The sequence below is a fragment of the Paenibacillus sp. WG02 genome (genome assembly GCF_055396115.1).
This window is the reverse complement of sequence record NZ_AP036016.1, coordinates 6291212-6315825: the sequence shown is the minus strand read 5'-3', so window position 1 is coordinate 6315825 and position 24614 is coordinate 6291212. Positions and strand designations below refer to the sequence as shown.

The 24614-nt window shown below is 45.1% G+C and carries 27 protein-coding genes, 2 pseudogenes and 1 riboswitch; of the genes and pseudogenes, 16 read left to right on the top strand and 13 right to left on the bottom strand.

The window, feature by feature from the left end; genetic code table 11:
- Positions 1-50 precede the first annotated feature (50 nt).
- Positions 51-452 (top strand): hypothetical protein, encoded by a 402-nt coding sequence (locus ACBP55_RS28650; RefSeq protein WP_464646479.1) that lies wholly within the window; start codon positions 51-53, stop codon positions 450-452.
- An 18-nt stretch (positions 453-470) separates the two neighbouring features.
- On the opposite strand, the gene ACBP55_RS28645 is transcribed toward ACBP55_RS28650, so the two are convergent.
- A complete protein-coding gene (locus ACBP55_RS28645) occupies positions 471-731 on the bottom strand; it encodes a hypothetical protein (protein WP_173185500.1) in 261 nt (86 codons plus the stop codon).
- A gap of 188 nt (positions 732-919) precedes the next feature.
- On the opposite strand from ACBP55_RS28645, the gene ACBP55_RS28640 reads away from it, so the two are divergent.
- Positions 920-1585: a tetratricopeptide repeat protein gene (locus tag ACBP55_RS28640; protein ID WP_464646477.1), complete on the top strand. Its 666-nt coding sequence runs from the start codon at positions 920-922 to the stop codon at positions 1583-1585.
- A 13-nt stretch (positions 1586-1598) separates the two neighbouring features.
- Here ACBP55_RS28640 and ACBP55_RS28635 read toward each other — a convergent pair whose 3' ends face one another.
- Entirely contained in the window at positions 1599-2651 is a 1053-nt protein-coding gene (locus ACBP55_RS28635) for an acyltransferase (protein ID WP_464646476.1), read from the bottom strand.
- A 272-nt stretch (positions 2652-2923) separates the two neighbouring features.
- Here ACBP55_RS28635 and ACBP55_RS28630 point away from each other — a divergent pair, with 272 nt between their 5' ends.
- Both ACBP55_RS28630 and ACBP55_RS28625 read left to right on the top strand, forming a co-directional pair.
- Complete coding sequence (locus tag ACBP55_RS28630) at positions 2924-3355, top strand: DUF86 domain-containing protein (protein WP_464646474.1); 432 nt, start codon at positions 2924-2926, stop codon at positions 3353-3355.
- Between the two features lie 84 nt (positions 3356-3439).
- Positions 3440-4072: a helix-turn-helix transcriptional regulator gene (locus ACBP55_RS28625; RefSeq protein WP_464646472.1), complete on the top strand. Its 633-nt coding sequence runs from the start codon at positions 3440-3442 to the stop codon at positions 4070-4072.
- A 43-nt stretch (positions 4073-4115) separates the two neighbouring features.
- Here the strand turns inward: ACBP55_RS28625 and ACBP55_RS28620 are convergent, their stop codons facing one another.
- Entirely contained in the window at positions 4116-4748 is a 633-nt protein-coding gene (locus ACBP55_RS28620) for a bifunctional 4-hydroxy-2-oxoglutarate aldolase/2-dehydro-3-deoxy-phosphogluconate aldolase (protein WP_464646471.1), read from the bottom strand.
- A 176-nt stretch (positions 4749-4924) separates the two neighbouring features.
- Here ACBP55_RS28620 and ACBP55_RS28615 point away from each other — a divergent pair, with 176 nt between their 5' ends.
- Both ACBP55_RS28615 and ACBP55_RS28610 read left to right on the top strand, forming a co-directional pair.
- Complete coding sequence (locus tag ACBP55_RS28615; protein ID WP_464646469.1) at positions 4925-5371, top strand: DUF948 domain-containing protein; 447 nt, start codon at positions 4925-4927, stop codon at positions 5369-5371.
- 14 nt (positions 5372-5385) lie between these two features.
- Positions 5386-5757 carry a YtxH domain-containing protein gene (locus ACBP55_RS28610; RefSeq protein ID WP_464646467.1) on the top strand — a complete coding sequence of 124 codons (372 nt, stop codon included), beginning with the start codon at positions 5386-5388 and terminating at the stop codon, positions 5755-5757.
- A gap of 47 nt (positions 5758-5804) precedes the next feature.
- On the opposite strand, the gene ACBP55_RS28605 is transcribed toward ACBP55_RS28610, so the two are convergent.
- Complete coding sequence (locus ACBP55_RS28605; protein ID WP_464646465.1) at positions 5805-6920, bottom strand: phosphodiester glycosidase family protein; 1116 nt, start codon at positions 6918-6920, stop codon at positions 5805-5807.
- Positions 6921-7042: 122 nt separating this feature from the next.
- On the bottom strand, positions 7043-7702 hold the full coding sequence (locus ACBP55_RS28600; RefSeq protein ID WP_464646463.1) for a helix-turn-helix domain-containing protein: 660 nt from the start codon (positions 7700-7702) through the stop codon (positions 7043-7045).
- A gap of 172 nt (positions 7703-7874) precedes the next feature.
- Here ACBP55_RS28600 and ACBP55_RS28595 point away from each other — a divergent pair, with 172 nt between their 5' ends.
- The 7 genes from ACBP55_RS28595 (at position 7875) to ACBP55_RS28565 (ending at position 15445) form a co-directional block, all read left to right on the top strand.
- Positions 7875-9911, top strand: coding sequence for a glycoside hydrolase family 15 protein (locus tag ACBP55_RS28595; protein ID WP_464646461.1), 2037 nt, complete (start codon positions 7875-7877; stop codon positions 9909-9911).
- Positions 9912-10002: 91 nt separating this feature from the next.
- Complete coding sequence (locus ACBP55_RS28590; protein WP_464646459.1) at positions 10003-11094, top strand: glucose 1-dehydrogenase; 1092 nt, start codon at positions 10003-10005, stop codon at positions 11092-11094.
- A 109-nt stretch (positions 11095-11203) separates the two neighbouring features.
- Complete coding sequence (locus ACBP55_RS28585; RefSeq protein ID WP_464646458.1) at positions 11204-11623, top strand: disulfide oxidoreductase; 420 nt, start codon at positions 11204-11206, stop codon at positions 11621-11623.
- An 86-nt stretch (positions 11624-11709) separates the two neighbouring features.
- Positions 11710-12696, top strand: coding sequence for a polysaccharide deacetylase family protein (locus tag ACBP55_RS28580; protein WP_464646456.1), 987 nt, complete (start codon positions 11710-11712; stop codon positions 12694-12696).
- A gap of 116 nt (positions 12697-12812) precedes the next feature.
- Positions 12813-13622, top strand: coding sequence for a glutamate racemase (gene racE / locus ACBP55_RS28575; RefSeq protein ID WP_464646454.1), 810 nt, complete (start codon positions 12813-12815; stop codon positions 13620-13622).
- A 633-nt stretch (positions 13623-14255) separates the two neighbouring features.
- Complete coding sequence (locus ACBP55_RS28570) at positions 14256-15131, top strand: M14 family metallopeptidase (protein WP_464646452.1); 876 nt, start codon at positions 14256-14258, stop codon at positions 15129-15131.
- A gap of 104 nt (positions 15132-15235) precedes the next feature.
- Entirely contained in the window at positions 15236-15445 is a 210-nt protein-coding gene (locus tag ACBP55_RS28565; protein ID WP_464646450.1) for a hypothetical protein, read from the top strand.
- Between the two features lie 42 nt (positions 15446-15487).
- Here ACBP55_RS28565 and ACBP55_RS28560 read toward each other — a convergent pair whose 3' ends face one another.
- The 4 genes and pseudogenes from ACBP55_RS28560 to ACBP55_RS28545 all read right to left on the bottom strand — a co-directional run bounded on the left by ACBP55_RS28560 (position 15488) and on the right by ACBP55_RS28545 (position 19772).
- Complete coding sequence (locus tag ACBP55_RS28560) at positions 15488-15688, bottom strand: DUF2524 domain-containing protein (protein ID WP_464646448.1); 201 nt, start codon at positions 15686-15688, stop codon at positions 15488-15490.
- A 452-nt stretch (positions 15689-16140) separates the two neighbouring features.
- On the bottom strand, positions 16141-16320 hold the full coding sequence (locus tag ACBP55_RS28555) for a hypothetical protein (protein WP_029199365.1): 180 nt from the start codon (positions 16318-16320) through the stop codon (positions 16141-16143).
- A 126-nt stretch (positions 16321-16446) separates the two neighbouring features.
- Positions 16447-17299, bottom strand: a pseudogene (locus tag ACBP55_RS28550) (bifunctional 5,10-methylenetetrahydrofolate dehydrogenase/5,10-methenyltetrahydrofolate cyclohydrolase).
- Between the two features lie 62 nt (positions 17300-17361).
- Positions 17362-17441, bottom strand: a riboswitch (ZMP/ZTP riboswitch).
- An 80-nt stretch (positions 17442-17521) separates the two neighbouring features.
- Positions 17522-19772: pseudogene (locus tag ACBP55_RS28545) on the bottom strand (FAD-dependent oxidoreductase).
- Positions 19773-19895: 123 nt separating this feature from the next.
- Between ACBP55_RS28545 and ACBP55_RS28540 the strand changes: the two are divergent.
- Positions 19896-20678, top strand: coding sequence for a helix-turn-helix domain-containing protein (locus ACBP55_RS28540; RefSeq protein ID WP_464646446.1), 783 nt, complete (start codon positions 19896-19898; stop codon positions 20676-20678).
- 220 nt (positions 20679-20898) lie between these two features.
- Here ACBP55_RS28540 and ytvI read toward each other — a convergent pair whose 3' ends face one another.
- Genes ytvI through ACBP55_RS28525 form a run of 3 tightly spaced genes read right to left on the bottom strand, consistent with a single transcriptional unit; the run spans position 20899 to position 23175 of the window.
- Positions 20899-22011, bottom strand: a complete 1113-nt coding sequence (ytvI, locus tag ACBP55_RS28535; protein WP_464646444.1) for a sporulation integral membrane protein YtvI — start codon at positions 22009-22011, stop codon at positions 20899-20901.
- 19 nt (positions 22012-22030) lie between these two features.
- Complete coding sequence (map, locus tag ACBP55_RS28530; protein ID WP_173185515.1) at positions 22031-22777, bottom strand: type I methionyl aminopeptidase; 747 nt, start codon at positions 22775-22777, stop codon at positions 22031-22033.
- A 38-nt stretch (positions 22778-22815) separates the two neighbouring features.
- Positions 22816-23175, bottom strand: coding sequence for a winged helix-turn-helix transcriptional regulator (locus ACBP55_RS28525; RefSeq protein WP_029199371.1), 360 nt, complete (start codon positions 23173-23175; stop codon positions 22816-22818).
- A 218-nt stretch (positions 23176-23393) separates the two neighbouring features.
- Between ACBP55_RS28525 and ACBP55_RS28520 the strand changes: the two genes are divergently transcribed.
- Positions 23394-23696 (top strand): heme biosynthesis protein HemY, encoded by a 303-nt coding sequence (locus tag ACBP55_RS28520; RefSeq protein ID WP_029199372.1) that lies wholly within the window; start codon positions 23394-23396, stop codon positions 23694-23696.
- Positions 23696-23917 (top strand): YuzB family protein, encoded by a 222-nt coding sequence (locus tag ACBP55_RS28515; protein ID WP_029199373.1) that lies wholly within the window; start codon positions 23696-23698, stop codon positions 23915-23917. Before ACBP55_RS28520 ends, ACBP55_RS28515 begins: the two co-directional genes overlap by 1 nt.
- Positions 23918-23970: 53 nt before the next feature.
- Here ACBP55_RS28515 and ACBP55_RS28510 read toward each other — a convergent pair whose 3' ends face one another.
- Positions 23971-24465 carry a glutathione peroxidase gene (locus tag ACBP55_RS28510; RefSeq protein ID WP_464646441.1) on the bottom strand — a complete coding sequence of 165 codons (495 nt, stop codon included), beginning with the start codon at positions 24463-24465 and terminating at the stop codon, positions 23971-23973.
- Between the last annotated feature and the right edge of the window lie 149 nt (positions 24466-24614).

Here is a 24614-nt window from a genome sequence, read left to right as displayed (position 1 = left end):
ATAACTGGAAATACTCTTCTTTATGATAGGCAACATTAGGAGGGTATGACATGAGGGGAATTAAACAGGTGAACATTGTTCACTTCACGGAACGTAATGATGTTCGGTGCGCTGATGTCGAAGTTAAAGCAGATGGCATAAAGGGGAGTTTGCTAGTTGAATTCACGGCCACGAAAGATAACAACTTTGACATGAGACATGTGTATCGCAAAGACGCATCGAATGAAATCGACTGGTATGATAACAATTTGCATGAGGCGTTTGAAGACGTTTCTGAGGAATTGTTCAGCAATAAAGGACTTGATAAGGAGTGGGGCGAGCGCGAGGCATTTATTGAAGAGGTCCTGTCATTTGGTTCCATTCGTAAAGAGCTGGAAGAGCATTTTCGACGTACGCACACGGCTTCGCTTTTTCATACAGACGATGTGGAAGATCAGACCTTTTTACATTAATAAAAAAATAAACGACCGTTAAGGTCGTCTAGAATATGGTTCGTAGCGGCTTTCCATGGCGTGCCAGCGTGCGTTAGCCACGAAAAAACCGATGAAGACAAAGACGAGAAGACGAATCGGTACCCAAACCCAATTGAGCTGTTGAAAACTAAGAAATTCGATGACACTAAACAATAACGTGAGTCCGATGCCCCAAGGGAGCAGGCCGAACAGAATTAAATACTTGGATCTTCCTAGCTGTTTTCTTTTGTGCCAAACTTCTTTACGTGGATCGCTCATCGCTAAACTCCCTTTTTCTTTTCATTATAGCATTGCTTCCGAAAAATCTCGAATGAGTGATCCATCTTTCAGATAAACAGGAAATAGTGGGAAGCACTTGGCTGGAGGCTGAGTGCTTTTTCTTTGAATAGGGATGACCAAACTAGGAAGATTATGGTAGGATAAGGAAGTTGAAAGGAGGGTTTATCGTGCTTACCAAATTACTTGCTTTCGGTTTATTATGGCGTCTTGTTGGCAATCCGTTTCTTGCTCTTCTTATTTTATTAGTCATTCTGTACGTTCTGGACAGAAGATTTGTCGGGTTAACACCAAACATATTTAAGCCATTTCAATTAAGCCGCAGAGCATCTAGATTGCGAAGTGACTTGCACGCTAATCCGCATAATACGTCAGCTAAATTGGAGTTGGCCAGGATTCTAATTGAGCGCAAAAAATTCAGCGAAGCGCTTCTCTACTTGGAACAAACTTTGCCTATTATGGAAGAATCCGCAGATGTCCACTATGAGATTGGCCTTTGCCACCTTAAACTTGGGAATCTCATCCAAGGTGAAAGCTATATGCTCAAAGCCGTAGAATTAAATCCGCGAGTCAAATTTGGCGAAGCTTATTTACGGCTTGGTGAAGCTTTGGCTCCATCATCTCCTCAGAGAGCTGCTGAATTCATCGAGCAATTCCGCGACCTGCACTCTTCGTCGGTTGAAGCTTACTACCGTCTTGGCCAGCTGTACCAGCAGCTCGGCCGCGCAGAAGACGCCAAGCGCGCTTTCCGCGAAGCGCTTGATATTCACCGCGGCTTGCCGCGTTACAGCCGCAGACAGCAGCGGCGATGGGCGCTATTAGCCCGCTTTAAATGAAAGAAGGTTCCGCTCAGTTGGCGGAACCTTTTCTTTGTGCGCTCGCATATAACCGCACGAGCAGCCAAGAGCCAAGCAGCCCGATGAGAATCGCCGCGACCGTGTGTAGATCGTACAGCCAGAGGTGCTCCTGCACTGGCGCGATGTGATCCCAGAGCGTCAACAGCGCGGGATGCACGAGGTAGATACCGAAAGAAGCTCCGCCTAAGGCCGATAACACGGCGCCGAAGGGTGAGGCGCTTTGTAAAAGCTTACGCCCCCATTGGATGCAGCAAAGCGGGATAGCCATGCAATACAAGAGAAGTGCTAGCTCGAACCATGAATTTTCGATAGAAACAAGTCCATATTCGTTGAGTAATAGCATCCCAACAAAAGCGGCACCGGCCAAGAGCATGACGCTCCAAATCCACCCTTTATAGCGGTTAGACCAAGAAACAATCGCTGCATAATGAATGCCCATGAAAGCCCCGAATGCAAATAGGGCTGAATAGCTTAGAAACAGGGAAGCGTATTCTGGTAGAGGATACACCCAATGATGAAAGCAGTAGGCGGCTGTTTGAATCCCGATACCAATAGGAATAAGTCCTTGACGAAACCGATGAGACCGTCTAGCAGCCGTCATCATTAGAGGGAATAAGAGATAAAATTGAACAATAATGACCATATAATAGAGATGATAGCTGGCATTTCCCGACAAAAGGAGTTTGATTACGTATATAACGTCAAATCCAATGGTGCCATGGAATAGGAATTGGTTGAACAGGTAGTAAAAAAGGGACCAAAGCACATAGGGAATTAGAATTTTTCGCAACCGTTTCGTCCAGAAAATCCGCGACATTCCCGGCTCCCAGCGTTCGTAGTACGTATAAAATAAAACAACACCGCTGATCCAAATAAACAATGGAACGGTGAACAAACTGGCCTTGTTGAGGATGAAAAATACATCATGTGACCCAGTCCCTAACGGCAGCTGAGTCGCGTCCGAAGTACCATGAATGACGAGGACTGCAATAATCGCTATGGCACGTAATATGTCGATTTCGGTAAGCTTGGGTCTGGATGACATGTCTATGACTCTCCTTAATTTCACTTTTTTCACTCTATCATGAAAGAAAAGAGAGAACAATACAGTTTCCAAGAGAATCTTGCTTGGCTTGACGCTCCCCCGCACCCGCGATAAACTGGGAGTAGAATGAACTAAGTGAGAGTCAAGAGGGTGAATGAACGTGAGTTATGAATACGTCATGCAGGCTGTATTGTTAGTTTTTCTGGTTATTATTACTTTTTTTGCAATGATGATATGGACGAAATGGCGAAAAAGAGGACGGAGATAGCCCAATGTATTTTATTAATCATGAACAGATCAATCAAAGAATTCAGTTTCTGGCTGCTTTAGCTGATGCTAGCAAGCAATTAGAAGAACAGTGGGCGAAAGGCACCCATGATCTTGTATGGCAGCTTGCGCAGGAACGTGTTCTTCATTTAGCGATCGAAACAGTGACAGATATTGGGAGCTTGCTGATTGATGCTTTTATACTAAGAGATGCCAGCAGCTATGAGGATATCGTGGAAATTGTACATGGAGAAGGCGCCTATTCGGAATCGTTAACGGAGACGCTGCTTCAGCTCGTAAAGCTCAGAAAGCCTCTTGTCCAAGATTATGTGGACTGGAACCGCCAAGAATTGAACCCGTTAATCCCGAAACTTCCAGCTGCTTTTGAAGAATTTGCAGGCAGTGTTCGAGCTTTTATTAAGAGTGAATTGGAATAACATACATAGTTGTTTCTTAATTTACTTATTGTTAACAATGCTGTAAAATGAGACTTAAATGACAGTTCCGAGGTAGGTGAGAGCGTGAATCATACACTTGAGACATCCACGCGTAAAGTGATTCTTTCTATGCTCAAAACTCAGGGACCGCTTAGTGTCCATGATATTTCCAAACAGCTCGGGATTACGGAAATGGCAGTTAGGCGTCATATCCATACCTTGGAGAAGGATGATCTGCTCGAAACGAAGCTGGTTCGGCAAGCCATGGGAAGACCGACTAACGTCTATACATTAGCACCACAAGCCGATGAATTGTTTCCCAAGAAATATATGCAATTGACGCTCGATTTGCTAGATGAGTTATTAGAAGACGAAGGTCAAGAGAAGATCGAACGTCTTTTTGAAGGCAGGCAAGCTAAGCTGGAATCCCGGTATCAACCGCGGATGAGCGAGAAGAGCTTGGAAGAACGGGTAGCTGAGTTAGCCGCTATTCAGAACGACAATGGATACATGGTGGATTGGTCACAGCTTGGAGAGGACACGTATATGTTTAGTGAACATAACTGTCCGATTACACAGGTGGCGAATACATTTGCACAAGCTTGTCAGTGTGAGTTAGCCTTGTTTCGGAATTTGCTTGACGCGAACGTGGAGCGAACGGAATGTTTAGCGAAGGGTGCTAGCAAGTGTGTCTATATCATTAGTCAAAATAAATAACCATCAACCTCGTATCCGGAGGATGATGGTTTTTTTGTATGTCCTAACGCGAAGCAGCGAGGAGACTTGCAGCTTTATCTGTCACCCAATCGAAGCGGCCTGCTTCGATTTCTTTGAGATTAATTAAGGAGCCGCCGATGCCTAATCCGTAACAACCAATGTTTAGGAATTGTTTGATATTCTCCTCCGTTACCCCGCCGACGGCAATCAATGGAATTTGGTCTAGAGGTCCCATCAATTCTTTGATATAAGTGAGACCTAAGCTTGCACTCGGAAATACTTTAACAGCCGTAGCGCCTGCCTTCCATGCTTTGACGATTTCGGTTGGTGTCATTGCGCCTGGGAAAATCGGAATCCCCTCCGTACTAGCGTGGCGGATCACTTCCTCATCCATATTCGGAGTTACCAAGAACGAAGCACCAGCTTGGATTGCTTTCTTAGCATCCTCTAGATCTAGTACAGTACCAGCGCCAATAAACATGTGCTGCCCCGATTTATTCTGCAGCTCGCTAATCATACGAAGAGCCCCTGGTGTATTGAGAGTGACCTCCATTACGGTTATGCCGCCCTTAAGAAGTGCATCAGCTAAAGAAAGAATGTGAGCCTCTTGCACACCTCGAACGATAGCAATGATACGGGTGCGTTCGATTTCTTTGAGTCCTTGCTCTCTGTTCATCTTAATCCTCCAAGTGTTCTAGTTTGATTTGTTTTTTATTATGACAGGTCTCAGAAATTTTTCCAGCTTTTTTGTGTCAAAACAAGCTGCGCCTACCTATACTGTAGTAAATCATAGGCATTCGTCTAGAAGCCGCCATTCACCCTCACAGCTTTTAGGTCCAGGAGGTGCCCGTCATGACATGGATAGAGATAAGTATCGTCAGTTCTGCAGCTGCTTTTATCGTGCTCATCGTCTTTGCCATTCGCATGTTGATTACCATTGTGCAGTTATTAGGCAAATTAGGCGATACGGCTGCTCAAGCTAAGATAAGCTTAGCTGAGACAGCAGAGCAAGCGGAGCATTTGATGAAAAAGGTAGGGCTGCTCACGGAAGAGGTGCATATGCAGATACTTACACTTGAGCCGAGTATCCAATCAGTGGAGAAGGCAGGAGCAGCTATAGGGGATGTTGCTTCTGCGCTTCGCAAAGCCTCACGAATGATGAACGAATCGATTCATGGTGCGGAAAAGGTTGTACATACCCACCAGAAGCGAATCCATGACGCGATGGAGTGGGCAACGACGGGTTTAGAGCTGTGGCAAAGATGGAAAGCACATAGGAATGCCAAATCAGACAATTAAGGAGTGGATTTCTCATGTCCAATGAAAGAAAAGGTAAAGATCTTCTCATCGGTGCGGTTGTTGGAGGCATACTCGGAGCGGCGACGGCGCTTCTGTTCGCACCGAAATCCGGCCGTGAATTGAGAAGTGACATTGCGGAGCAAGCTCAAGTGGTTAGTGATAAAACGGTACAAATCGCAAACACTGTAAGCCAAAGAACGCAAGAAGTTGCGAAAACAGTAAGCACAACAACATCTGAGCTATATGGAAAAGCAAAAGACACAGCCGTAAACGTCGTGGATACGGTTCGTTCCTGGAAAGAGTCCAAAAGTGACGAAGAGCTGATCTCCCCGGAAGAAGAAGTTAGCGAGGCTGCGGAAGATTTGGTCATTCTAGGAAATCGTTAAAACAAAAAAGCAGGAAGCTCCGAGTCTAGAGCTTTCTGCTTTTTCCTTTACCACTTGGAAGGATCAATTTTACGAATATCAAGACCTTCCCAGACATTCTTAATGTTCGCCGTTTCTGGATGATCGAAGAGAAGCCAAGCTGTAGGGAGGAAACGTTCCCCATATTCACTTGATGGCTTGTTGATGATCTCATTGTTATGAACGAGTACCGTTGAGGCTCCGCCGTCTAAATTCGCAGCCGTTACAGCGCCATGCTCTAGGAAAATCTGCTGCACATCATACAGCGTCGCTCCGATGCTATGTTTCTGTCTGCCATCGATGATGGCAAATAGAATAGAGCCGTCCTTCGTCTGCGCCATGCTGGTCCGAGGAGCTATTCCCCAGCCATCGGCTTGGCTCTTGATCTGACCAACACCATTCACAATGAATCGAGGGCTGAAGGATACAGCTTCCTGAACGCCCATGTCCACAAGCTCGGAAACCTTGTATTTGCCTGCAATCATGCGGCCTTCTTTATCAATACCAACAACTTGCACGGTGCCGTTCATGCCTTTGTCATTATAAAAGATTTTTCCTCCGGAGATGACAATTCCTTCAGGCTGGAAGCCGTTTCCTTCCCAATTGGGATCGATAAAACCTCCGCCATTCACACCAAGAATTGCTCCAGTTCTTTTGACCATAGAGGAAACCTTCTCCCCTTTACCCGCTTTCTCAGGTACGGCAATTCGAAGCTTTTTCGGATCCGAAATCGTGACGAGCTGTCCTTTGAAATTGGTCCCCGAAATGGGTTCAATGGTGACCAACTCTTTCTTGGCAACAACTGGATCAAGTGGAGAGGTGTGATCAATTTCAACAAATCCTTTATCTTTCTCATCGCCCATTTCGTCAAATTTCTTCCAATAAGCTTCCACGCGCTTCTGCAGCTCTGTAGATCCTATCAAATATTTGGCCCACTCCCGGTGTTGGGTTGTAATCAAGGTGTCAGCCATCATTAATCTTACATTCGAACCAGAGGAAGTAAGGAAAAACCAACATAAGGACATCACAGAAAGTAAGGTAAACCCAAGTACCCCATACACGATAAAGCTCATTCCCGCAGATCTCTTTCGTTTAACTCTCGTTAGACGAGTAGACTGCTGGGAGGTGGTTTGTTGTACAGCCATGTTTTCTTTACCTATCCTCTCTGCCAAATAATCAATCTAACCATCCTTATAAATAAACGAAAGAAAAGGAGGAAAAGTTTCATAAATGACTGAACTTTTCTCCTTTTTTTGGTAAGTTATTCTTAAATAGGCTGCTTTAAAGTCTGGAAAAGTGAATCCGTTACGGTGTTACGGTCGTATTGAAACTCCAATCCCATTCCTGTGTTTTTCGCTACGCTGCGGATAATTAAATCATGGTATTTCTTCTGACGAATTGCTGCGATAACGACAAATTTGCTGACACCTAGAGGATCGAAATAGAGTTTTCCTTCTTTTTCGATATATTTCTGTACATGATTAAGGTTGACGAATAAGTCTGTATCCATCTTCTTAAATCCTTGTTCTTCAAGCTTATCTAGAAAATGACTGAAATCCAGTAATGAATTCACACTTCGGCTAACTTTGCCAATTCGCGTATGGTAAGTAATTTCCTTCGTACTGACTTCGATAAACAGTGTATCCGACATAGGGACCAGCTCCTGCTCATTATTGGCATGGACGTCCTCTTTCTCGAGATACCCGGCTTTCTCCATTAGTTCTGTATATGAAAAGTTGTAGGCATCCGACAGCTTTTTCAGCGTGACAGGAGAGGGTTTAATTTTCTCATTGGTCGAACGATTCCTCTCTAATTCAAGGTCTCTGATGTAAGCATGCGATAGTCCGCTTTTATGAGCGGCTTCACGCAAAGACATCTTGCCCCGCAAGCTTTCCAAAAATTTCCCGAATCCTTCTAATTGTTTCATAATAACGTATCCCTCCATATGGTTTAATTGTAAATGAATTCGATTGAAATGAACATCTTTAAGGCGCGAATTGGTGCCAATTACCTCAAATTCCAGCCAAGAACCGCTGCGTGCATATTTAAGCACTCAAATTGGTAAATTAGTAGCAATATCTTGGAAAGAGGCTGATGGCATGGCAAGAGATTTACCCATAGGAAACGGGAATGTGCTCATTAATTTCGACGCTGCTTATAATATTCGTGACATGTATTACCCTTTAGTAGGTCAAGAGAATCAATCTAGCGATCATCTTTCACATTTTGGCATTTGGTGTCCGGAAGGGTTCTTCTGGATTGACGATCCAGAGGTATCAAAAAAGCTCAATTATTTGGAAGATTCGCTTGTTACTAACGCTGATTGCGCCCATGAAAGGTTAGGTCTTAGCTTCGTGATTCGTGATGGGGTCGATGTTCAGCAGAATGTGTTTTTACGCAAGGTGAAGGTAGAAAACCGCTTCGATGTGGAAAGAGAAATTAAACTGTATTTTCATTTGGATCTCCAAATCTATGGAAATGGCGTCGGAGATACGATTTATTATGATCCTGAATTGACTTCCCTTTTATTTTATAAGGGTCATCGTTATATGTCATTATCTTGCTTGTCCCCTGACGCAGAGAAAGCAATGCCTAGCGGTTATGCAACGGGGCAAAAAGGGATTCACGGTTTGGAAGGAACATGGCGTGATGCTGAAGACGGTCATCTAGGGGGAAATGCTATCGCGCAGGGATCCGTTGATGGTGTGATTGAATTGACGATGAAACTACCGCCAAAAAGCACAAAAGATGCTTGGTTCTGGGTCTGTTTTGGGCGTACGAAACAGGAGGTAGAACGTTTAGAGCGATTACTTCGCACAGCAACCCCGCAAAAGTTATTACAACGAACTCATGATCATTGGGTGAAATGGGTGAATCAAGATGCCCACCAGCTATCCCTGCTGAAGCCTGATTTGGAATCATTTTATAAGCGATGCTTGTTGATTACCCGAACAAACGTCGACAATCGAGGAGCTATCATTGCGGCGAATGATTCGGATATTTTGAAATTTGCCAAAGATACATACTCGTATATGTGGCCGCGTGATGGCGCTCTGGTGTCACATGCGCTAGACCGGGCAGGGTATTATGAATTATCCAGGAAATTTTTTGATTTCTGTATCAAGGTGCTGACTCCGGAAGGCTATCTCATGCACAAATATAACCCTGATAGTTCGGTAGGCTCGAGCTGGCATCCCTGGGTGGATAGTCGGGGGAATAAGCAGCTTGCGATTCAAGAGGACGAGACAGCTCTCGTGCTCTATACGTTATGGCATCACCATAAGCTGGCTGGAACGATCGCGAACTCGCGTGAGGATTATGAGAAATTTGTGAAGCCCGCAGCGGATTTTCTCGTTCGTTACCGGGATGCCTCCGGACTTCCTTTGCCTTCCTATGATCTTTGGGAAGAGCGTTATGGTGTACTAGCCTTCACGGTGTCATCGGTATATGCCGGTCTTATAGCAGCAGCGCGGTTTGCCGAATATCATCAGGATAAAGTACGTTCCATCTACTATGCAGATATCGCAGGTCAAGTGAAGAAGGCAGCCGAACAGTATCTGTATGCGCCAGATCAGAATCGCTTTTTGCGGGCTTTATATTGGAATTATGAACAAAATACGTATGTGCCGGACTACACGCTGGATATGAGTATGTATGCTCTATTCGACTTCGGCTTGTTTGAGCTTGAAGATCCGCGGATTGTGGCAACGATGAAGATTCTGAAAGAGAAATTGTGGGTACAAACAGATATCGGCGGTATAGCACGCTATGAGAACGACTATTATCATCAAGTCACTAATGACGTAGCGAAGGTACCGGGCAATCCTTGGTTTATATGCACGCTTTGGTACGCAGAATGGCTTGTGGCGTCTGCCAAAACCGTTCAGGACTTGTTGGAAGCGGAGAAATTGATGCGTTGGGCTATTTTACATGCTGCACCTTCAGGGACGATGGCTGAGCAAGTGCATCCTTTCACGGGAGAGCCTATGTCCGTTTCACCGCTGACATGGTCTCATGCTTCGTTTATTAAGGTAACGCAAGAATATTTGTCGAAATTAAAGCTATTGACCTCGAAAGGAACGAAGCAGGCCGTTGATGCGAGTGAGGATAAAGTATTGGAACCCGTCGTTCATTAGTTGGAAGGAGAGGAAGTCATGAAGGCAATTCGCGTCAAGCAAGTTTCCACAGGGGAATCCGACTATTCAGCTTGAAAATGTGGAGAACCCCGTGATTGCAGGGCCTCAAGAAGTCGTTGTAAAGGTGCTGGCGGTTGGCTTAGACGGCACGGACAAGGAAATTCTACAGGAGAAATACGGCGTTCCTCCTGAGGGTGAAGACGATTTGACCACGGGGCACGAGTCGCTAGGGGTTGTGGCTGAAGCTGGGGCGGAAAGCGGATTCCAATTAGGTGATCTTGTAACCGCCATTGTAAGACGGCCTTGCAGAATTCAAAGTTGCGTCAATTGCCGCAATGGTCATTCGGATTTTTGCCAGACCGGTGAGTTTGTAGAACGGGGCATTAAAGGGGCTCACGGCTTCCTCTCTGAGTATTACAAAGAGGAAAGTCGATATTTGGTTCAGGTGCCGAAGGAACTGCTGAAGCATGGGGTGCTAGTCGAGCCACAGAGCATCGTGGAGAAGGTTTGGGACCAAGTGCTGCGTGTTCAGCAGCGATTGATTTGGGAGCCGAGAACTGCGCTGATACTCGGATCTGGACCGCTTGGTTTGCTCGCTGCCATGACCTGCCGCCTACTGGGGCTGGAAGCGTATGTCTGGTCCAAATCTCCGCAGGACAGTCTGCAAGCGCAGCTTGTGAAGGACAGCGGAGGTGTGTATAAGGAGGCTGGCACTGACAGCGGCAGCGCGGCGACTATGACGGCTTATGCCGATGGTCTCGGCAAGCCGATAGATCTGATCCTCGAATGCACGGGCTACAGCCCGCTAGCCTTCGAGGCCATGTCTGTGCTAGCGCCGAACGGTGTGTTGGCGCTGCTGGGTGTCACGCCAGCTGACCGTAAGCTGGAGATTTCGTCCGACATGCTCAACCAGAGCATGGTGCTGGAGAATAAGTGCGTGCTCGGCTCGGTCAACGCTTCGCGCAAAGATTTCGAGACCGCCATCTACCGGTTGCAGCAAATGGAGAAGCAGTTTCCAGGCTGGCTCGGCCGCTTGCTTACGAATCGGATGACTTTGGAAGACTTGCCAATGCTGGATTTTAACAGCATACCGATCAAAGCCGTTGTGGATATTGTTCCCGTGGAACAGTGGGATGAACTCGTGAAACAAACGAAAGAAGTGGTATATAGCTTCTCCGTTTAATGGGAGTGGCCAAGCTGGCTTGTTGATGCCTGCTTGGCCATTTTTTGTTCTTGTTAGACTTCCTTTGGCAATTTTTTTATAATAAGGAGGAAGGGGAGGACGAGTATTGATGTCAAACAAATGGTTACGAGACAATGGCATGCACCTATCATGGCTTCTAGCTTTAATTGCCACATTGGGAAGCCTGTATTTCTCAGAGATTATGAATTTTATTCCTTGTAAATTATGTTGGTATCAACGCATTCTTATGTATCCGTTAGTTGTCCTATTAGGGATTGCAGCCGTGCGCCGAGACTACAAATTAACCATTTATGTGCTGCCGTTGACGATCTGGGGAGCTTGTATTTCTATCTACCACGTTCTGCTGCAATCGGGTGTATTTCACGAATCAGCAACAAGCTGCGGCCCTATTCCATGCAATGTCGATTACTTGAACTGGTTGGGCTTCATCACGATTCCTATGCTTGCCGGAACGGCCTTTATCCTCATCACGATTCTTCAATTTATGACGTATCGAGCTACGAAATAACATCTTTTACCTAAAATAGGCAGGAAATTTGTCTAGCGCTGTCGAAATGAATACGTGAAGTATTCATTCCAAAACGAGGTGCAATAATGACGCCAATTCCCAAAAGTGCTGCACTACTGATCGTTCTAAGCGCATCATTGATCGGTTGTGCAGACAAAAGCCTGTTATCCCCAGACTTGAGTCAAGCCCAAAATTCTACACCGCAAGCAGCATCGAGTGCAGCGGCGACTCCTACTCCTAAATCAACAGTTAAACCCATATCTACACCTCAATCCACACCCACTCCAGTTCCCAGTGCGACACCGAAGTCAACAACTGCTTCTGAGCCAACCGCAACACCAAAGCCAGCAGTGGTAGGCAACTTTTCCAAAACCAAGTCAGTTACTGGCGATCATGTGCCTTATTCTTGGTATTACATGAAAAAGAAAACGGGGCAGGTTCCTGATTTTCCAAAAGAAACGAAATCCTTCACAGCGGACCAGAAAGCGGTTTGGGTTGGAACGGGTAAAAAGGTTTATTTAACAATCGATGCCGGAGGTCCCTTGATTGAGGTCGATCTCATGCTTAAATCGTTGAAAGAAAACGACGTGAAAGCGAATTTCTTTATTTCGGGCAATAACATTAAGAAAAATCCGGAGTATTTGAAAAAGGTTGTCGCTGACGGTCATTTCGTTGCGAACCATACGATGACACATAACGATTTTAATGACATGACGGATGACCAGATTCGCAAAGAAATTACGGATTTCGAAGCCTTATATACCAAAATTACAGGTAAAGAAGTCGAGAAATATTTCCGCTTTCCATTTGGGCATTACAATATGCATAATTTGAACTTAGTATCCAGTATGGGATATACCTCTGTGTTCTGGTCTACAGCTATGCGGGATTGGGAACCGAGAGCCAACGGGGCGGAAGATCCCTACAATGATATTATGAATAATTTGCATGATGGCAATGTGATATTGATGCATCAGGGATCTTTAGAAAATATGCAGGCGCTGTCCCGTATCTGTAAAGAGATCAAGAAGAAAGGCTATGAGTTCGGAATTGTTAATGAACTTCATTCCTGAAAAGCAGCTGTCCGAACGGAAATCTGAACGTTCACCTAGGTACCTTTCAGCTTGGACTCTCATATCCTATCCATGTGGTTACGTATTTCATTAACCGGCAAAGGAAGCGGATAGGTGTGCAGCAAGCGATAGCCGTACTGGACTCCGGAGTCGGAGGATTAACTGTAGTAAAAGAACTTATGAGACAGCTTCCGCAGGAAAAAGTGATTTATTTCGGAGATACGGCTCGAAGTCCCTATGGTCCCCGATCTGCTGGAGAAGTAAGAACCTTCACTCGGCAAATCGTCGAGTACTTAATTCAATTTAATCCTAAAATGATCGTTATCGCTTGTAATACAGCAACAGCAGTGGCCATTGAAGATATTCGTGAACGGGTATCCATTCCCGTGATTGGCGTTATTTCTCCTGGAGCGAGAGCCGCGATCAAAACGACGAGAAGCGGTGTTATTGGAGTTATCGGTACAGATGGAACGATTCGCAGCAATGCCTATGAATATGCGTTAAGGTTGATTTCGCCGAACATTCAAGTATATAGCGAAGCTTGCCCGCTGTTAGCACCGTTTGTAGAAAAAGGGCTTTATGGTGCGGAAAGTGCAAACGAGATTGTCGAGCAATCGCTTAGACACCTAATCGGCAAGCCGATAGATTGTTTAATCCTAGGCTGCACCCATTATCCCTTCTTAGCGGAGGCGATTTCCCGCGTCATGGGACCGGATGTGACCTTGATCTCTTCAGCAGACGAAACGGCCAGAGAGATCAGCACGATCCTTTACCACCGCGACATACTGGCAGCATCGGGGCAGCTGCCTATCCATCAATTTTTTTGCAGCGGTGAGCCAGAACTATTTAAGAAAATTGCACAGAATTGGCTGAAAGAGCAGATTTCTATAACGCCTGTCGTTTGGCAGGTGCATAATATTTTATAAGTGAATCGAATAGACCCTGTTGGGGTCTATTCTTTGTTTCTGGAGGAATCAAAGTTTCAAAGCGTGTAACAATTATCCTGGGTAACTCTAGAATAGATCATTCATTATGCTTCTTTACAACTAATTGGCGTACATCCATTATTCGATTTTAGAGTCATACAGCTTTCGTGAGGGTAGATGGGCTATAGTGGTTACCAATGTTGTATTCTCTACAACAATTCACATGGCAAAAGGCTATTTTGCACCTTGAAGTTGCAGTTTGTACAACATTTCGAGCCCATTTCTTGCGAAATGGCCTGTATAGGACCAAATTGATGTACGTTATGCAACAATGAAGGGAGAGAGGCGAGATTTAGGCAGAATTGTTGCACTTTTTACAACATCATTCACCCGCGAAGGGATTCATTTATCCGGCAACCACAAGTGAGTGTATATGAAGATGGATTCCGATTTAATACACCTCCAAGTAGAGGAAGATTGGATCAATGAATCGAGGGTCTCGTTTCCAACGTACAACATCACTCGTTCGTCCAGCATTCGCATCAGGTATCTCTGCACGAACCCGCATGATTCGAAGCCCGCGGGCATAATCATAGCCATACGAACTAAGTAAATGGGCTGTGAGGTGGTCGTGTGTTAGGATATGGGTATTGGACACTTTGTGAAGAACTGAACCGGCTCTGCAAGATATATCCTTTTCTTCATGTAGAAGAGATAGGCGCAAGTGTGATGGGGAAAAGCATACCAGCTCTGCGAATTGGTCAAGGTGCGAAAGAGATTCATTTCAACGCAGCAATGCATGCGAATGAATGGATAACGACACCGTTATTAATGCAATTCGTGGAAGACCTTGCTTGCTCCTATGCAAGAGGGACTGCATGGCATGGCAGCAACATTAGGCGGCTTCTATCGGAGTATTCACTTTGGGTTGTACCGATGGTGAATCCCGATGGAGTGGAACTTGTTCTGTCTGGTGTTACCGAGGAACATCCCTGCCAAGAGCAGTTGTTGAATTGGAATGAGAGCTCTCTTGATTTCAGGAATTGGAAGGCCAATATTCGTGGTGTTGATCTCAATGACCAGTTCCCTGCACACTGGGAAGATGAGGCATTACGTAGAGAGAAGACTGGACCTGGAGAGCGCGATTACGGTGGAGAGGCACCGTTAACGGAACCGGAGGCAGCAGTCTTAGCGCAATTTACTGAATGCCATGACTTTGAGCTTGTCGTGGCGCTGCATACCCAAGGTAGGGAGATTTATTGGAATTATCGCGACTATGAACCACCGGAATCTGAAGTATTTGCTGAGCGGTTAGCCCTAGCCAGTGGCTATCAGGCTGTTAAACTATCGGACAGTGACGCGGGCTACAAAGATTGGTTCATCCAACGATTTCGTAGGCCTGGGTTTACTGTAGAAGTAGGATTTGGGGTAAACCCCCTGCCTGTGGAATCCTTCGCAGCACTCTATGAGGAATTGGTTCCGATCCTATTGACAGCGATGGAATTTTAATAAATTTGCTATAGACAAGTATCACGAACTTGAGCATGCTTCCCAAGAACCGTTCCGCCCAGACTTCATATACTGAAGGAAGGAAACTGTTGGGAGGCGTGGATATGGCACCACCTAAAGGGAAAGGCAAGGCATCCAAGAAGAAAGAACTTTCATCCAGAGTTCAATACACGATGAGGCTTGTGGAGTCGTCCACATGTGCGGTTTGTAAGACACCGTGCACTAGAGGACTTCGGTATTTGGCCATGATGTCAGAGCCAGGAGCCGTTGGTAAAGGGGTTCCGTGTATTTTGACAAGAAGAAGAGTCAACTAATGTAAAAAGTCCACGCCCCGATATCAAAGGCGTGGACTTTCTTCATTGCGGGTTATGTTCGCTTGGAATGGAACACTTATTTTCTATAAAACGAATTTGATTCTCAAGTCGATTCCGATGCTCTTCTTGTTCTTTGTCGGAAGAGGCTGCTTGTCCTTGGAATTGTTCAAGTTCTTGTTTTAAACTATGCAGGTCAGAGCCCGCATTCGCACAGTCATAATTGCTTTCTAGCTGATCGAGCATATATCTGCCTCCTCATGTGGAAAATCGTTATTTCTTATTACCGTTCTTATTGCTTTTTTGATCATTTGTTCGTGTCGTTGTATTTTGTCTGGAATGCCCTTGCTGCTTATGACTTTCTGACATTTGATTGTTCACTCCTTAAGATGTAGGATTTTGGGCGGTGCGAGATTATTATAAGCATTCGGCTGAATTAACCTTTTTTATTGGTTTTCTGATCTTGTGCACGTGCCGTTGTATTTTTTTTGGATTGTCCTGTTTTTTTATGAGATTCAGACATGATTGTTCACTCCTTAAAATGTAGGATTTTTGCGCTGCGAGATTATTATAAGCAATCGGCCGAATTTGATGCGATGAAAATGAGATACCCGAACAATTCTTTCTGAAAGTAGAAAAAAGCCCCGCGAGCGATTAGAAATCGTTCGTCAGGGCTATGTGCGGTGAGTGCGTATGGATTAATGGTTAGGTGTCAATAATTTATCTTCTAAGGATTGTTTAACTTTCTTGATTGCATCTGTTTCTAATTTGTGGTTTTGGTTAAATTTAGTGCCTGTCAATGCAAGCGCTTCCTTAACCGTCATTTCCACACGAATCAATTCTTCGCCTTGCGGGATTTGCACGGAATTGTTTGGCATTTGTATCACTCCTATGTCAACTTTTTGAAGTGGAAACCTTGATTTGACGCACTTTTAATATAACACACCATGTCAGGTTAAGCAAGGGTTATTAAGACCTATTTTAGAAAAAAGAATGTCGGAGCCTTAGGTCAACATTTTGCTTTTTTCGGCAGCAAAGACGGTGTGTTTGAGCAGCATCGCGATGGTCACCGGGCCTATTCCAGCGGGCACAGGAGTAATTGCGCTAGCCTTTATATGACAAGCCTTATAATCAACATCGCCAATATTCCCAGCATTGTATCCAGCATCCAAAACGATTGCGCCTTCCTTAATCCATGCTCCTTGAATAAATGAAGGTTTACCGACTGCTGCAACGACAACATCGGCTAATCCGATGATTTGAGGAAGATTATTTGTTTTAGAATGGCAAATGGTCACGGTTGCGTTTCTATTCAGCAGCATAAGCGATATCGGTTTACCTAGTATAGGACTCCGACCAACGATTACCGCATGCTTGCCTTCAATAGGAAGCTGATAATAATCGAGAATGGCTAGAATGGCGGTCTGGGGTACAAGAAGGAAAGTTGGCCGTTCCAAAAGCATTTTGAGCAAAGCCCTGCATGGTAACGCCATCCACATCTTTGTCGATCTGAATGGCTTCAAACGCGGCCCTTTCATCAATATGAGGTGGAACCGGATGCTGCAGTAAAATACCATGGATCTGAGGGTCCTCGTTTAATTGTTGAATAACAGCAATAAGCTCCTCTGTTGTAGTTGCTTTATTTAGGTGGATCCGTCTGGAATCGATGCCTAGCCGCTTGCAAGCGCTGCTTTTCATACGCACATAGGTTTCGGAAGAAGGGTCATCGCCCACAAGTATCGTAGCCAAACAGGGAAGGATTCCTCTTGCAGACAGTTGGTTGATTCTTTCGACTAACGTTTCTTTAATGCTTTTCGCGACGCGTGTACCATCCAAAATTAATTTTTCTGAATTCATTTTACCCACAACCCTTCATATGTTTGTAAAAACACAAAGAGGCAAGGGGGATGAATCCCCCTTACCTCTGCCCAGGCGTACGGCTTTAACATCAATGTGCTTCCTCATGGGTATCCATGCTTCGCCAGTCACACATCAACTTTTAATTGATCTAATCATAATGGCAGGTTATGGAATATGCAACTCTTAAAATGATTTATGGGTGCTTTGGATTACCTTAAATCAACCATAACAACGGATTTCAACAATCTCTGCCCGTTCCGTCCCGTTCATCGCTTCAACGACCACACGAAGTCGATCAGTCGTTACAACTTCAGACAAAAGATGTACATGTTTGCGCATATGATTATCGAGCCCTTCAGCCACTGTGGTCCAGTCACCGCCGATGAAGGCTTGAAGTTTATAGTCTTTGACCAGTTCAGGAATGATCTCGAATTCCGTCCGATGATGATGCAGATTAATTAAATCTTCGTTCACGTCGTCATTGAAAGTGAGATGTACACTGCGAATTCGCACAGCCTCCGGCCAACTGGCTTCAAGCCATTCTGGCTGGGAGGCATCCATGCAAGCAGACGACCATAGATGAGGTCCTCCATAAGGACGTTTATACCCATCGGCGGCTTTATCGGCTGCGAATGCGGATGTTGGCGAGAGCAGACGGAAGCAAATTGGCTTCCGAATGAATGTTTTCGCACTCCAATCAATGACCGGCTGATGATGATGCATATCACCGAAATCTACGGCATCTTTTGATGCAGCATCATGCTTGAAGGAAAGCACACCCGTTTGTGGTCTGGCTGATAGATGGACCGAAAGCACCGGGTTGCTTCTGAGAATAATAAAAGCATTCTGAGCAGTTTCAGGATGCCAAGAGAGGGAAGCCCTTACCCACTGCTGAGAACCCTCGGCTACAGCTACTTGAATGGACGTCACCCGTGTATGGGGGACGTAGTTCTGCGGCTTCCCAGTGCTCCAGAGCTCGACTGTCAGCTCTGTAGCTTCCGAAGCATTCAGCAGCAGCTCGATGCCGTCAATGGACGGATCTGCCGGCACGAGAAGCGCCACATGAGCGGTGAGCGGCAGCACCGACGCAGATTGCTCAAGCGCAAGTCGCGTCAAGGTGCTGGACGCTGTTATCTCCGCGCGGAGCACGAGGTCTGCCGTGTCCGCGTTCTTCAGACCGAGGACGGCTGCATCCTGTCGAAGCAGCGTCTGCTGCAGCTCGATCAAGTGGCTGCTGTGCAGTCTCGCGGGGGGAGATGCCCTTTGCCGCGCAGAGCGCGGCTCCTGTGCCCGCGGCTTCGCCTATGACGGCACATGTCGCCATGACGCGCGTCGTGCCGAAGGCCACGTGGGATGCGCTGATGTTGCGTCCCGCCATCAGCATATTCGTCACGTTGACGGAGTAGAGAGAACGGAATGGGATATGGTAACTGCCATCCATATGCATATGTTTGGAGCCTTTAGCTGTGGCATACATTCCTTGTGGCGGATGTAAGTCAATGGACCAGCCGCCGAAGGCGACACGGTCTTCAAACAGCTCCTGTGCGATGATATCGTTCTGATTCAGCACGTAGTCCCCAACGAAACGACGATATTCCCTTTTCCCCGGAATGGAGCCGATCCATTCGAGCGTCAGATTTTCACTCTCGAATTTACCGGAATTTTTGATGTAATCCCAAATGCCATAAATGACAGAGGACAGCTCATCCCGGATTCGCTCATTTTCATGAACAACATCAAGCTCGCCGCCCCATTCAATCCACCAATAAGCGCATCCATTATCTCCGCTGCGAATGATGCGTTTCATGGGAATGGAGGTTTGTGTGATATCTTTCGCGAAGCTTGGTGCGATATATTTGACCGGCTGGCTGGCGTCTTTGGTATAGAACAGCAGGGTGCTTCCAAGTGTAATATCGTCCGCGACGAGTGGTGCCCATTCTTCATTAAACTCCTCTTGCGCTTCACGCCCAATGCGGTACTTCGCACCTGCGAGGAAACCGACTAACCCGTCGCCTGTACAATCGAGGTAAACACGACTATCGAAACGAATACGCCGTTCAGATCCCATCATCCAGCCTGTGACAGAACGAATCGTTCGACTAGTCTCGTCGCCATCGGCCTCTACCTCATGGACATCCGTGTTTAAAAACAGTGTGATATTCTTCTCCGCTTTGACTTTTTCAAGTACGATCAGGTCCCAGATATAAGGATTTCCGTCGATATTACGGTACTGGTTCTCCACAAATAGTTCACCCATGATGCCGGTTTCTCTCGCATTTCGATGAACACCGTGGGAGGTAGCGCCGCATACCCAGACTCGAACTTCGCTGCTGGCATTACCGCCAAGGACAGGACGATTTTGGACGAGAGAGACAGTTTGGCCTAACCGAACTGCAGCGATTGCCGCACAAACACCTGCTAATCCGCCGCCGACTACAGTTATGTCTGATTGAATGATTTCATGCTTCATAACATAGCACCTCACTGGGTTATAGGATATCTTTAATTTCATTGTAGAATATCCTATTTCCATTGAACATGCAGACAGTTACAATAGACATATACTTTATTTCAATATGGAAGGGGTGAGAGAGTGGCTTTCCGTGATGTGACCATTAAGCTCATCTCCCATGTTTATTGGCACCGTAAAGTGGCGTTTATGCTAGAGGAAGACGAGTATCCTTGTTGGACGATATTTGCCGTAGAAGGTGGCAGATTCTACTATCGAGTTGGTGAGCAAAAAGGTGAAGCGAAGTTCGGAGACTTTGTCATATGTCCACCCCATACCGTGTTTCAGAGGAAAACACTCGAACCACTTTCCTTTCACTTCCTACAGTTTGTATGGTTATCTGAACCTAGTATAGGCGATGAAGCCGTCTGGAAAGGGAAATTGACGATTAACGATACAGAACGTTTATCTTCCAATTATCGTTATTTGAGACAGCTTCCCGGCTGGGATGAAGAGAGCACGCTGCATAAACAGCATATGGTGAATGATTTATTACGTTTGGTCAAAATGGAGCGAGATCACAAAGATGACCCATCCACAGAAGTCGATTTGTTAATGGAGAAAGCCCGGAAATATATGACGGAATTTGCTTATGGAAGCTTATCCCTGTTGGATTTGGCGGTATCTCTGGGACTCACCCCCGTACAATTCACCCGTAAGTTTCGCAAGGCGTTTGGACTAACACCTTCTGAGTTTTTGAATGAAATGCGTCTCACAAAAGCTCGGCATTTGTTGGAGGGATCAACACTTACCTTGGATGCGATTGCCGAGAAATGCGGATTCGAAAATGGCTTTTATTTGAGCCGCGTTTTTACGCAAAAAATGGGCATAGCGCCATCGATATACCGAAGTAGGCATCGCGTATGAGAAAACCTCTATCGAGGCCATTCAAAGATGAGCGACCGCGTTTAACGAGGAGAGACTTTGGTCTACGACCAAAGATCCCTATATGAGGTTTTATCGCCAATAAGAAAGCGGTTTTCGTGAACCGAAAACTTATACTTTCTTATGTGGTAAAAAAGGCGTCAACTTTTCCTGAGGAAAAGCTGGCGCCTTTTTTCGTTGATATGAAGCTGGTTTTCAACCATTAAGGACCGCTATAAGGTAATTTACCTTGAACATACTCGTCCTCAGGCTTACGAATCCAACGTTGCAGGTAGCCTTGCGTATACAGAACTTTGATTAGAATGATCAGTACAGGCGAAAGGATGACCCCTGCAAATCCAAAGAGGGAAAGGGATACGATCATGAAAGCTAAGGTCGTAAAGGCCGATACTCCGAGTGATTCTCCAGTGATCTTTGGCTCCATAATTTGTCTGACAAGAATGACGACCAAGAGTATGGAACTAAGCCAGATTGCTAGGGTCGTTTGTCCAACAATAAACAGGTAGATGATCCATGGAATGAACAAAGTGGATACACCAAGAAGCGGCAGTACGTCGAATATGGCTGACAACAACGAGATAGAGAAAGCATTGCTGACGCCAAGGAGGAGCAATGAGAAAAATACAACAATAAACGTCAATGAGATAAGTTTGGCTTGCGCTTTTATGTAGGAGACGATACCCTTCACGACATTTTCTTTGAGAAAAAAGAAAACGGTTTTGAAGGTTTTTGGTGTTTTTTCACCTGCAAGGCGTTTCCAAGAATCAATTTCAATGCTAAGGAAGTAGGCTAAGATAATCCCGACGATGAAGTTGAACATGAAGGTTGAGAAGGATGTCAGTGAGGCTACTAATCCAGATAAAAAAGCAATGATAAACTTGGAGGCATTGCCGGCGAATTGCCCCGCATAATCCTTAGCTTTCGCAATAACATCAGGTGGCAGCGTTTGGAATTGGTTATTCAATTCGCTTATTTTCTGCACAATCTGATCGTTGAAAATCGCTTGATATTCATCCACCTTATCGACAAGACTCATGATTTGGCTGGTGAAAATGACAGCGGCACCGGTTAGTGCGCCAAGGATAATAAGGACGAATACTAAGGTCGAAATCGCAGATGCGATTGACTTACGCAGCCCTCTGCGATGCAAAAACCTAGCAAAAGGCTCGATCATCATGAAAATGATCAGAGCCAGAAAGATAGGGGTAGCGATGCGATACAGGTAACTAAATAACAGCATGAATAAATAAACGGTTAGAACAATGAGAGCAATGTCAAAGGCTGTCCTCCAATATTTCTTGTAAAAAGAAAGCATTCATGTTCCTCCGGTATCTTTATTGTTCGGTTAAAATAATCGGTCCTTGACTCGTAATGGCAATCGTATGCTCATATTGAGCAGATAAGCTGCCGTCATAAGTCCTTGCTGTCCATCCATCTTGATCTACTTTGGAATGGTATTTACCTACATTTAGCATCGGTTCAATCGTGAAGACCATGCCTTCTTTAATCCGCGGCCCTTTGCCAGCTGGCCCATAATGAGGCACTTGCGGTTCTTCATGCATCTCGGAGCCAATCCCGTGTCCGATAAAATCTCTTACAACGGAAAAACCATGCGATTCGGCATACACTTGGATGGCATGCGATACATCGCCGATACGGTTGCCGGGAACGGCTTGCTCAATTCCTTTGTAAAGAGATTCTTTCGTTACTTTCAGCAATTTCTCGGCAATTGGAGAAATGTTACCCACTGCATAAGACCACGCGGAGTCAGCCAACCAACCATCTATACGTACAACCATGTCGATGGTTACAATATCACCGTCATTCAGGGGCTCCTTCTTAGGAAAACCGTGACAGATCACGTCGTTGACGGATGCACAAGTAGCATATGGATAACCGTGATATCCTTTTTGCTCAGGAGTGGCTCCGTGCTTCGTCAGAAAGCCCTCTACGAATTGGTCGATTTCCCAGGAGGTAATACCAGGTCGAATCATTTTAGCGATTTCTTTATGGCAATCAGCCAGGATACGACCTGCTCTGCCCATTTTCTCAATTTGTTCTTTTGATTTAATTGTGATCATCAAGCTTCACTCCTCTGGTGATAGTCCCTAATTAGTCATTATGTCCACTTTGCTGACCATAACTTCATTTCTTTTATTATTTGATGCAAATCCTGGCCTTTCGGTGTCAAGGTATACTCGACCGTAACAGGAACAGTAGGGTAAGCCATTCGTTCCAAAACCCCATGTTCCTCGAGGTGACGAAGAATATCCGTTAATGATTTAGGGCTGACACCAGTTATCTGGCGCTGCAGCTCGCCGAAACGCTTCGTTCCGCAAAATAATTCGCGAAGCACGAGAAAAGCCCATTTTCCACCAATAACTTCAAGTGTTCTTTCCACTGAGCATTCGATTTCTTTGGGTACTTTAGGAACATAGTTGCTGAGTGGAGCGACTTTTTCATTCTCTAGGGTTGACATAAGATCGCTTCCTTTCAAATTTGGATTTATAGAACTAACTTTTATGTAAGTTAGTTTCTTCTGTGTAATTAGTGTTCTTTGTGCTCACTACTATCTATTTTAAAGTTCGTTTAGTGAATTAGCAAGAAGTAAGGGATGACTTGGGACAAAGGTTGATTTCGTGCCTTAGATTCTTTACAATAAGAAATAAAAATTAAAGTTTCAGGAGATGTGTACATATGAACGTCAAAATTTCTCGTAATGCTGCTAAAGTACTTCAATTGGAGCTTGATAAAGAAGAAAACAAAGGTTTATTGGTTCGCGTACAAGTGACTCATTCGCACGGTGACCATGCTCACTATGGTTTGGGTCTTGACGATAAATCAGAAAATGACGTCCTTGTAAGCACAGATAAAGGTATTGACGTTATTCTAGATAAAAATGAACCTTTGCTGGATGGCATCCGTATTGATTACTTCTACACACCAGAAGAAGGCTTCATGATTACGAACCCAAGCAAGGGGAATCACGGAGATCACTAATGCGCAATGATATTCGCATTTGTGATAAATGCAAACACATGAAGGTGAAGACTGCCCTTTCTAAGATAAGTGTCATTGCACCCGATGCTGAAGTCAAAGTTGCCTGCAAATCATATTGCGGTCCTTGTTCCCGATTTGCATTTATTTTTATTAATGGACGCTATGTGACAGCACCAACGGAAGACGAAGTGATTGAAAAGGTCAAAAAGTATGTAAAATAAAAAAAGCATCCGCCCATAATACGGGTTGGATGCTTTTCTTCATTCCAATAAAATTAAACATGTACAGCTGATTTCTCCAGCAGCTTGCGAATTTGGCTGTCAATTTTGCTTGGCGAAGTAGTGGGGGAGAAACGCTTAATCACATTGCCTTGCTGATCCACTAAAAACTTTGTGAAATTCCATTTAATGCTTGAACCGAGTAGACCTGAGGCCTGCTTTTTCAGGTATTGGTAAAGCGGATGGGCGTCTGCGCCGTTCACATTGATTTTGGAGAACAAAGGAAAGTTAACACCGAAATTAATTTGGCAGGCTTGCTCGACTTGCGCGTCGTCGCCGGGTTCCTGATCCTTAAACTGATTGCATGGAAATCCTAACACGCTAAAGCCTTGTTCCTTATAGGTGTCGTGGAGCTCTTGAAGTCCTGTAAATTGAGGAGCAAATCCGCACTTCGTAGCGGTATTCACAATAAGCAGCACTTGACCTTGGTAATCAGCAAGAGACTTTTCTTCATCGCGGATCGTGCGAACTGTAAATTGATGAACGTTCAAAAGGGTCACCCTCTTTGTTTTGTTTTATACAAATTAATTGTACACAACTTTAATGGGTTTGAACAGCTATTTTTAAAATTTACATTTTTTTCATATCCCAATGACACTCCACGAATATATAAACATTATGCTTATCACAGTGAAAGTTT